The organism is Nonomuraea sp. NPDC003709, from assembly GCF_040610775.1.
GTDB classification, from domain to species: Bacteria; Actinomycetota; Actinomycetes; order Streptosporangiales; family Streptosporangiaceae; genus Nonomuraea; species Nonomuraea angiospora_A.
Map to the genome: position 1 here is coordinate 83,842 of NZ_JBEXMW010000039.1, position 9,106 is coordinate 92,947.

Annotated in this window: 6 protein-coding genes; 2 read left to right on the forward strand and 4 right to left on the reverse strand. The window is 72.4% G+C overall.

The window, feature by feature from the left end:
- Nucleotides 1-43 precede the first annotated feature (43 nt).
- From ABZX61_RS59825 to ABZX61_RS59835, 3 genes are all read right to left on the reverse strand, one after another.
- Nucleotides 44-889, reverse strand: coding sequence for an ABC transporter permease (locus ABZX61_RS59825; protein ID WP_355210653.1), 846 nt, complete (start codon nt 887-889; stop codon nt 44-46).
- Complete coding sequence (locus ABZX61_RS59830; RefSeq protein ID WP_355210656.1) at nt 886-1,776, reverse strand: ABC transporter ATP-binding protein; 891 nt, start codon at nt 1,774-1,776, stop codon at nt 886-888. Before ABZX61_RS59830 ends, ABZX61_RS59825 begins: the two co-directional genes overlap by 4 nt.
- A 122-nt stretch (nt 1,777-1,898) precedes the next feature.
- A complete protein-coding gene (locus tag ABZX61_RS59835; RefSeq protein WP_355210659.1) occupies nt 1,899-5,732 on the reverse strand; it encodes a S8 family serine peptidase in 3,834 nt (1,277 codons plus the stop codon).
- 115 nt (nt 5,733-5,847) lie between these two features.
- Between ABZX61_RS59835 and ABZX61_RS59840 the strand changes: the two genes are divergently transcribed.
- Together ABZX61_RS59840 and ABZX61_RS59845 are read left to right on the forward strand one after the other, a co-directional pair.
- A complete protein-coding gene (locus tag ABZX61_RS59840; RefSeq protein ID WP_355210662.1) occupies nt 5,848-6,801 on the forward strand; it encodes a LuxR C-terminal-related transcriptional regulator in 954 nt (317 codons plus the stop codon).
- 34 nt (nt 6,802-6,835) lie between these two features.
- Complete coding sequence (locus tag ABZX61_RS59845; RefSeq protein WP_355210665.1) at nt 6,836-7,816, forward strand: helix-turn-helix domain-containing protein; 981 nt, start codon at nt 6,836-6,838, stop codon at nt 7,814-7,816.
- A 228-nt stretch (nt 7,817-8,044) separates the two neighbouring features.
- Here the strand turns inward: ABZX61_RS59845 and ABZX61_RS59850 are convergent.
- Nucleotides 8,045-9,106 (reverse strand): N-acetylmuramoyl-L-alanine amidase (locus tag ABZX61_RS59850; RefSeq protein ID WP_355210668.1); only part of this gene is annotated, 1,062 nt, incomplete at its 5' end.

A 9,106-nucleotide genomic window follows, 5' to 3' on the forward strand; every position in this document is an offset into this window, starting at 1 on the left:
GTCAGATCCGCTGCAGGGCCTTCTCGTGGCGTCGCAGGGCGCGTCAGATCCGCTGCAGGGCCCTCTCGCGGCGGGCCGCGACGCTGGAGCCCGACTCCCCGCGGGCCATCCTGCGCAGCACGAACGGGGCCGTGACCAGGCCGAGCACGGCCCAGGCCACCAGCACCCCGGCCGTCTCCACGGGCCGCCAGGACCCGCCGATCTCGACGGCCGCCGCGGCGTCCGGGAGCAGGGCCGAGCGCATGCCGAGCCCGAGCCAGTAGACCGGGAACGCCTGGGCGATCCACTGCACCCACTCCGGCAGCGCCGTGATCGGGTAGAAGATGCCGGAGATCGCGATCAGGCCCAGCACGGGGAGCTGGATCAGCCCCTGGCTGCGGGCGCTGACGAACACCGAGCCCAGCACCGCCCCCAGCGGCAGCGTCGCCACCAGCCCCAGCACGAGCACCCAGACCACGGTCAGCCAGGCGCCCGCGTCGCCGAACGCCAGGCCGGGCACCAGGAACATGCCGGGCACCAGGAAGATCGCGAGGTCGGCGACCAGTCCGCCGGCGACGAGGATGATCTTCCCGAGCAGGTAGCCGGTCATCCCGTGCGGCGTGGCCTTGGCGCGCAGCAGGGTGCCGTCCTCGCGGTCGGCGGTGAGGTGCTGGCTCATGCTCACCATGGACATCCCGGCGTTCATGCCGAGGATGCTCGGCAGGGCCAGGGCTCCGAGGGAGAGCCCGCTCTGCCCGAAGGAGACGTTCCGCAGGAAGTACGTGGTGACCAGCATCAGCACGGGCCAGAGGAAGTGGCCGAACAGGTCGGCGGCGTTCGTGAACGACTGCCGCAGCTCGATCAGGCCGCGGGACCATCCGGCCCGCCAGGCCATCGCGGTCGGGCTCATCGGGCCGCCTCCTCCGCCTGCCGGACGAGGGAGAGATAGGTGTCCTCCAGCGAGGCGCGGCGCACCTCGAGGTCCTCGATCTCCTCGCCGTACTGCTTGAACAGGTCGAACACCAGCCGGGTCGCCTCGGTGGCCGACCGGGCGAAGCGCTGTCCGTCGCGGGTCCAGCGCACCTCGTCCTCGCCGGCGATCTGCTGGGCGAGCTGCGCGACCGTGCCGTCCGCGACGATGCGGCCCCCGTCGAGCACCATGATGCGGTCGGCGAGCTTCTCGGCCTCGGCCAGGTCGTGGGTGGTGAGCAGGATCGTGGTGTCACCTTCGGTGGCGAGCTCCAGGACCAGCTCGTGGAAGGCGCGCCGGGCCACCGGGTCGAGCCCGGCGGTGGGCTCGTCGAGGAAGACCAGCTCGGGGCGGCCCACGAGGCCGACGGCCACGTCGAACCTGCGCCGCTGGCCGCCCGAGAGTGTCCTGATCTTGTGCTCCGCCTGCTCGGTCAGCCCGACCGCCGCGATGAGCCGGTCGGCCGGCCACGGCCGGGCGACGGTCTCGGTGGCGTACGCGGCGTAGTAGCGGCCGAGGTGCTCGAGCAGCTCGCGTACCCGCCATTTGCCGTGGTCGCGCCAGGACTGCAGGACGACCCCGATCCGCGCCCGCCAGTCCTCGCCGCCGCGGGCCGGATCGGCGCCCAGCACCTCGACCCGGCCGGCCGACCGCATGCGGAAGCCTTCGAGGATCTCGATCGTGGTGGTCTTGCCCGCGCCGTTCGGGCCGAGCAGGCACACCACCTCGCCCCGGCGTGCCCGGAAGGTCACGTCGTGCAGGACGTCGGCGGGGCCGTAACGCATCCGCAGGCCCTCGACGTCCAGCACGACTTCGCTCGTCGTCATGGATCTCGCCTCTCGTGGGAGCACGCCTCGGCGTGGCGCCCGGAGAGCCCGGCCGCGCAAGCAACCCTAGTTGACTAATTCCGACTTAGTCAACGCGGGTTGCTTCGCGCGGCCGTGCGAGGTCACTTCAGGCCGTACGCCCGCTGGACGGTCTGCTCGACGGTGTTGCCCTCGGCGTCCGTCGCCTGGGCCCGCAGGCCCACGGCGCCCGTGGTGGCCGCCAGCGCGGGAGGTGTGACGGTGGCCTGGCCGGAGGCCGAGACGCGGACCGGCGTCCAGTGGGCGCCGTCGTCGAACGTGACGGAGAGCTTCACGTCCTTGACCTTCGCGTCCGGGGTGCCGTAGGACCCGTGGTAGCCGGTGACGGTGATCCGGTGCGGCGTGCCCGCCTTGAGGCGGTTGTCCAGGTCGAGAGGCACGTCGTAGCGGAGGTTGAGCCGCCGGACCGGCTCGCACGGCGCCAGCTTGCCCGTGGCGAACCAGGCCAGGCAGAGCCCGTCGTCCGTGGTCTGCATCCCGCCGGTGGGCCGCTTCGACTTGAACGTCCAGGCGGTCTCGACGTCCTTGGCGTACAGCTGGGACGGGTTCGGGGTGTGGAACTTGTCGGTGAGCCGGTAGGCGGCCTCCGCCTCCGGGAGGGTGAAGGTCGGCACGATGATCGCGAAGATGGCGATCACGACCGTCGCCTCGACGAGCGGGACCTCCCGCCCGTCGCGGTACAGGCGCAGCTCGTCCTTTCCGCCGTGCTTGTCACCCTGGAAGTTGGCGTTGTACGCGAACGCCTCCTGGTGGTTCGGCACCGGGCCCATGATCGGCAGGGCCGACAGGAAGGTGTCCTTCGTCCGGCAGGGGAAGCACTGGGCGGTCCCGGAGCGGAGCACCGCGTCGGAGACGACGACGTTGCCCGGCACGCGGGGCTGGATCCCCCACGGCTCGGTCCGCGTGCCCGCGGTGGCGAAGATGTCCACCGCGGTCGCCGACAGCGCGCGCCTGTTGTAGAAGTCGCCGCCCTCGTCGTAGTTCATCGTGTTCGTGCGGGTCCAGACGACGTCCGGCGAGACGGGCCCGACGTACTCCGTGAAGGTCGTCTGCGCCCGCACGGTGTGCTCCATGGACCACGTGTTCGCGAACCTGGCCGGCCGCACCATCCCCGCCGACGTGCTCAGCTCGACCGAGCCGGGCCGGTCGGCGTGGAAGCGGTCCTCGATGCGCTGCAGGTCGCTGGTCCTGAGCGAGTAGGAGAGGTCGGCGGGGACGCGGCCCTGCTCGGGCAGCATCAGCGAGTACAGGTACGGCGTGGTCGCGACGCCCTCCGCCGTGACCGTCACCGGCCGGCGCCCGGCCAGGGCTGCCAGGGCCCGCCCCTGCTCGGCGGTCAGGCTCATGGTCGGGATCGGGTACGTGGGCCAGCTGCCCGCCGGGTCGAGGAAGGCCCGGTTGACGGCCCCGTACCCGAGGACTCCCACGGCCCCCGCCTGCTGGGCGGCCTTGACCCGGTCCAGGGCGTTGCCCGTGCAGGCCACGGCCGGGCAGAGGTCCTCGAGGTTGAGCAGGACGAGCTTGCCGCGCACGTCCAGGCCGCCGAAGTCGGTGCCCTTGCCGGCGTAGGCCAGCGAGAGCCTGCTGCGGCCATCGAGCTTGGGCGTCTGCGGCGCCATGTCCTGGTAGCGGGGGGTGACGCGGGGGCCGCCGGGCACCGTCATGGTGATGGCGGGGGCGCCGAGCTGGTAGCGGCCGTTGAGGGTGAACGTGCCCTGGGTGACCTTGCGGGTGGGCAGCATCACGTAGTTGTCCAGCCCGTACTGCGGGTACAGGGACTGCACGTCGACGTAGCCGACGCCGTTGGCCGCGGTGCGCCGGTAGGCGTACTGCGAGAGGCGGGTCTCGGACTCGCGCGGCGTCCGCACGGACACCTTGCGCGCCTTGCGCAGGTCGAGCGTGACCGTGGTGTCCTTGGTGATCTCGATCTGCGGGTCGGACGGGAGCGACTGGACCCATGCGCCGTCCGCGCCGCGCCAGGCCAGCGCGGTGAGCACGGTGTAGGTGCCGGGGTAGACCTGGGCCTCGGTCTCGGTGCCCGAGGCGGGGGTGTAGGCGTACTGGAGGTCGTCGCGGTCGTCGGTGCGCATGAACATCCACGGGTTCTCCGTGGGGGCGCTCGCGCCGTCGGGCAGCACCACCCGGGCCCGGACGGTGACCTTCTTCGGCTCGACGAACGCGCCCACGGCCGTGTTCACCTGGACCTGGCCGTTGTCGCCGGAGGCGCGGACGGAGCCCTCGTACCAGGTGTCGGGGCCCGCGGGGTCGAATGTGACCGAGACCGGCGCGGTGCCGTGCGCGGGGACGGTGACCGTGTCGCGGTCGACCGTGAGCGTGCGCGCGGGCACGTCGCCGCCCCGGTGCGCCTTGACGCCCGTGCTCAGCGTGAGGGTGACCGGCTGGTCGCCGTCGTTGGTGTAGGTGAGGGTCTTGGTGACCGGGCCGTTCTGGGGAGAGGGCAGGAAGCCGAAGTCGATGCCGCCGGAGCCGCGCACCTGCTGCTTGACGGCGCGGGCGACGTCCACGCGGCCGGCGCCCTGCTCGTAGGCGTCCTGGCCGTCGCCGTGGGCGGAGCTGGTGAGCGCGGCCTTGAGCTGGGTGTTCGTCCAGTCGGGGTGCTGCTGGGCGAGCAGCGCGGCGGCGCCCGCGACGTGCGGGGTGGCCATCGAGGTGCCGGACGCGGTGGTGTAGCCGTCCTCGGCGGGCTCGCCCATGGACGTGCCCGCCCCGCGGGCGGCGACGATGTCCACGCCGGGGGCGCTGATGTCGGGCTTGAGGCTGTAGTCGATCGCGGTGGGGCCCCGGCTGGAGAAGGACGCCAGCTTGTCGTCGCGGTCCACGGCGGCGACCGTGAGCGCCGAGGCCGCGGTGCCCGGGGCACCGACCTGGCGGCTCTGGCCGTCGTTGCCCGCGGCGACCACGAACAGCGCCCCCGAATCGGCGGACAGCTTGTTCAGGGCCTGGTCGAGGGGGTTGTCCGGGCCGGGGCAGCAGCCGCCGAGGCTCATGCTGACCACGCGGGCCTTCTGGTCGACCGCCCACTGCATGCCCGCGATGATGTCGGATGAGAGGCCGCTGCCGTAGTTGTTGAGCACCTTGCCGACCAGCAGCGACGCCTCGGGGGCGACGCCCCGGTACTTGGCGCCGTTGCCCGCGATGATGGAGGCGACGTGCGTGCCGTGGCCGTGGCCGTCCTGGGCGGTCTTCTCCGAGCTGAAGTTCTCGGCCGCGGCGATGCGGCCGGCGAGGTCGGGGTGGGTGGCGTCGATGCCGGTGTCGAGCACGGCCACCTTGACGCCCGCGCCCTTGAGCCCGGCCGCCCACGCCTCGGGCGCGCCGATCTGCTTGACGCTCCTGTCGAGCGAGACCTGGACCTTGCGGTCGAGCCAGATCTTCTCGGACGCGGTCCTCGCCGTGCTGACCCCGGACCAGAACTGGCCGGCGGCCTTCTTGTCCACCTTCACGGCGGCGGCGTCGATGCTGGCCAGGGTGCGGGCCCCGGCTATGCGCTGCTGCGCCCCGTGCTGGACGATCAGGGGCAGGGTGGGGCTCTCCGCGTCGGAGTAGCCGTTGGCCGCCAGGTAGGCGACGTCGAACAGGCCTCTGTCCAGGCGTCCCGCCGACACCAGGCCCATCACGTCCGTGGGGTAGACGTAGTACGCGGCGGGCTCGCGTACCGACATGAAGAACACCGGGGCGCCGTCCGGGCGCCGGGCCGGCTGGATCTGGGCCTGCGGGCTGCCGTCCGGGGCGGTACTGTAGGTGACCACATCCCCGGTGATCAATGTGATCCTCTTCGCGGACTCCCCCGCCGCGCCGACGACCGGCGGCGGCACGGAGGGAGCGGGAGGTGGGGTCGGGGCGGCCATCCCGGTGGAAAGCAGCACCCCCAACGCGACAAGCGACCGGCCGATCATGCGTCTCCTCAGAGATCATCGTGTCCCCGGGAACCATGACAGATCGCAGTAAAGCCGCGAAAGACGATTGTGAGTCCTCTTCCCGCCATGTGCGGAAATAGGACATGCTGTGATCGTGCTGGAGATCATCGGGCTCTCGTACGCCGAGCAGGCGCTGTACGAGGCGCTGGTGGAGCGCTCCCCCGCCGCACTCGCCGAGCTGGGGCACGCCGCCTCCACGGCCGCCAGGCTGGAGCAGCTGGGGCTGATCACCCGGCTCCCGGAGGACCCGCCGCGCTACGTTGCGGTCTCTCCCGAGATGGGGCTGGACGCGCTCATCCGGGCGCGCACCCGGGAGCTGGCCGCGGCCCGCCACCGCGCCGCCCAGCTCGCCGCGCGCTTCCACCGCTCGGTGCCGGACGGGGACTCCGCCGACCTGGTCGAGGTGGTGATCGGCAAGGACGCGGTGGGCCGGTGGTTCCGGCGGCTCCAGGAGAGCGCGCGGCGGCAGATCAGCGTCTTCGACGCGCCGCCGTACGCGACGCCCATGGGCGGCAACGCGGTGGAGTTCGAGCTGCTGGAGCGGGGGGTCGAGTACCGTGCGCTGTACGACCGGCGGGCCATGGAGGTGCCGGGCACCCTCTCGCTCATCACCCGCTACGTCGCGGCCGGCGAGCAGGCCAGGGTCGGCGACGTGCCCGTCAAGCTCGCGCTGAACGACCTCCCCATGGCGATCATGCCGCTCCGCCACGACCAGCACGTGGTGGAGTCCGCGCTGGTGGTGCATGACTCGACGCTGCTGGACGCGTTGTCGGCGTTGTTCGAGATGTACTGGGAGCGGGCCGTGCCGCTGCAGGTCAGGCACGGGCGGCTGGCCGAGGCGACCGGTCCCGCCGACGCGCAGCGGGACCTGCTGCCGCTGCTCACCGCGGGGCTGACGGACGCGGCCATCGCCGCCCACCTCGGGTGGAGCGACCGGACGGTACGCCGCCACGTGCGCGCGATGATGGTCCGGCTCGACGCGCGCACCCGCTTCCAGGCGGGCTACCAGGCGGTCGTACGCGGCTGGCTGGACGGGGACGCGTTATGACCCCCCTTGGGCTCGGCATGGATGGGGGTGGGCCGTGACCTCGCTGGGCGCGATCGGGCTCAGGCCCGATGAGGAGGCGCTGTACGAGGTGCTGCTCGACCGCTCCCCCGCCACCCTCGCCGAGCTGGCCGCCGCCTGGCCACGCGCCGACCTGCAGCCGCTGCTCGCGTCGCTGGAGGCCAAGGGCCTGCTCAACACCTCCCCGGGGCCTCCGCCCGCCTACGCCGCCGTCGCCCCGGAGATGGCGCTCGACGTCCTCCTGCTCGCCGCCGAACGCGACCTGCTGCGGGTCCGCGAACGCGCCCGCGAGCTCGAGGAGGTCTTCCAGGAGCGCGCCCGCGAGCGTACGCCCCCGGTGGTCGTCGAGGTGGTCACCGGGCGACGGGCGGTCGAGCAGCGGCACGCCCAGATCCAGCGCGCCGCCAGGCAGCAGCTCCGGTGCCTGTCCAGGCGGCCGTACTTCGACCCCCTGGGCAGCGTGGCCGCGCAGCGGGAGCTGCTGGAGCGCGGGATCACCAGCCGCATGATCTACGAGCGGGACTTCGTGGCGGCCGAGGGCGCGTTACGGCAGATCGAGGAGATGGTGGGGGCGGGCCAGCAGGCGCGGGTGCTGCCCGAGCTGCCGATGAAGCTGTACGTGGTGGACGACCGGCTGGCGCTGCTCCTGCTCAGGCACGAGCCGGCGGACGCGGTGGCGGCGCTCGTCATCCATCCGTCGGGGCTGCTGGAGGCGCTGATCAGGCTCTTCGAGGGGTTGTGGCAGCGGGCGCTGCCGCTCGGGCTGGCACCGTCCGTCCGCAACCCGCCGCCCAGGGACTCCCGGGACGACGCGCGGCTGATCGCGCTCCTGCTGTCGGGGCTCACGGACGAGGCCATCGCCCGCCAGCTCGGGGTCGGCCACCGGACGGCGGAGCGGCGGATCGCCGAGCTGATGTCCCGGCTCGGCGCCCGCACCCGCTTCCAGGCCGGCGTCCAGGCCGCCCTCTCCCAGCCACCCCCACCACCCTCCCCCTGACGGCGGGAAAGCCCCTCCCCCACCGACCGGGGTGCGGTCCTTCGGGGAGAGGGAGTGTCAGGACGCGCTCAACGCCGCACAACCACAGCACCGGCCCTCCCTCCAAGAGACCCCGCCCCTGACGGCGGGAGAGCCCCTCCCCCACCGGTCAGGGGGCGGGGTTTTTCGGGGAAAACATGGATGTGGCCGGATCGCGAGCCCCGCGCGATCCGGCCACAGCTCAGAGAGTCAGCTTCCGCAGTGTTCGAAGGGGCTCTCGTACGTGCTCGCCCCTGCCTTGCCGCCCCACTTGACGCACTTGTCGGCGGCGGCGGCCCGGACGGGTCCGGCGTAGTACTCGAAGTTGCCGGTGTCCGTGACCCGGGCCTTGTCCTCGACCTCCAGGAAGGCCGTGGTGGCGGTGGCCGTCCCCAGCGAGGTCTTCTTGATCGTGGCCACGCAGTTGTTCCCGTTGTCCGTGTTGTACAGCAGGTAGACGGTGCCCGCCGTGCCCAGCGCACTCGAGTCGATCACCTTGTAACCGGTGCCGCACACCGACTCCGGCGTGTGCGGGTTGGTGCCCCCGCCGCCGCCACCGGTGACGTACTGCATGTACTTGGTCCAGTCCCAGTACTGGCCCGGGTCGGTGTGGTCGGCCTCCGGGACCTCGCTGTGGCCCACGATGTGGGTGCGGTCCTTGGGGATGCCGTACCGGTCGGCGATATTGCGGGTCAGCGCCGCCGACGCGCGGTACATCGTGTCGGTGAACCACGTCGCGTTGTCGACCCAGCCCTCGTGCTCGATGCCGACCGAGCGCCGGTTGTAGTTCCCGGCGTGGAAGGCCCGGTCCTTCTCCCTCACCGTCTGCGTGATGGCGCCGTCGGAGGAACGGACGACGTAGTGGGCCGAGGTGGGGTTCGGCCGGGGCCCGGTCTGGAACCAGTCGATCGTCCCGGCATAGGTGCCCTGCGCCACGTGGATGACGATGCGGTCGATCGCGTCGCTGGTGGGCCGGTTGGAGACGGCGTAGTTGGTGCTGTGCGCCGGAGCCCACGCGGCGCCCGGGTAGTCGGTGCTCGCCGCGAGCGTGCTGGGCTTGTCCAGGTCGTCCGCCTTGGCGTACGGGCCGCGGTCGGGCGTCACGGCGCGTGCGGGCGCGGTGACGGTCTCCCCTGCGGGCGTCTTGGCGTTCACGCCCTTGGCGAGCTGCTCGTACACGGTGTCGGCGTACAGCCGGGCCACCGCGGGCGAGGAGGCGCCGCCGTACTTGGCGACCGCCTGGTACCACTTGCCCGCGTCCTTGCGGGCGGT

Excerpts from the sequence above, each read along its gene's own strand:
- ABZX61_RS59825 (WP_355210653.1), bottom strand. The coding sequence starts at position 889 with ATGAGCCCGACCGCGATGGCCTGGCGGGCCGGATGGTCCCGCGGCCTG.
- ABZX61_RS59830 (WP_355210656.1), bottom strand. The coding sequence starts at position 1,776 with ATGACGACGAGCGAAGTCGTGCTGGACGTCGAGGGCCTGCGGATGCGT.
- ABZX61_RS59835 (WP_355210659.1), bottom strand. The coding sequence starts at position 5,732 with ATGATCGGCCGGTCGCTTGTCGCGTTGGGGGTGCTGCTTTCCACCGGG.